Raw genomic sequence first — 423 nt, 5'->3', positions numbered from 1 at the left:
CCTCCCTGGAAGCCATCGGCGACGTCACCGCCACCAGCAAGGTGTCGAAGCAACCGGTGGAAGGCCCGCTGTGGATGCAGCGGATCAAGGGCGGCGTGCTGGTCAACGGCGCCAACTCGTTCCTCGCCGGTATCTTCAATACCTTCCCCAGTTCAGTGTTCGCCCAGAACAACGGGGTGATCCAGCTCACCGGCGTGGCCAGCCGCTACGTCGGCCTGTGGATCGCCGCCATGCTGGTCCTGCTCGGCCTGTTCCCGAGCGTCGCCGGGGTCATCCAGGCGGTGCCGGAACCGGTACTGGGCGGCGCGGCGATGGTGATGTTCGGCGCGGTGGCCGCTTCGGGCATCAACATCCTCGCCGGCATCCAGCTGGACCGCCGTGCCCTGCTGATCATCGCCGTATCCCTGGCCCTCGGCCTGGGCG

1 protein-coding gene is annotated in these 423 nt (G+C 67.8%); it reads left to right on the top strand.

Features of this window, described 5'->3' with window-relative positions:
• Window positions 1–423, top strand: a 423-nt coding sequence (locus ACLJNW_RS23310) for a solute carrier family 23 protein (protein ID WP_410961101.1), incomplete at both ends; no start/stop codon positions are given.

The sequence above is a fragment of the Salmonella sp. SAL4457 genome, from assembly GCF_046548235.1.
Taxonomy (GTDB): Bacteria; Pseudomonadota; Gammaproteobacteria; order Enterobacterales; family Enterobacteriaceae; genus Salmonella; species Salmonella enterica.
Note: the sequence above shows the minus strand (reverse complement) of the source record. Positions and strands in the feature narration are given on the sequence as shown.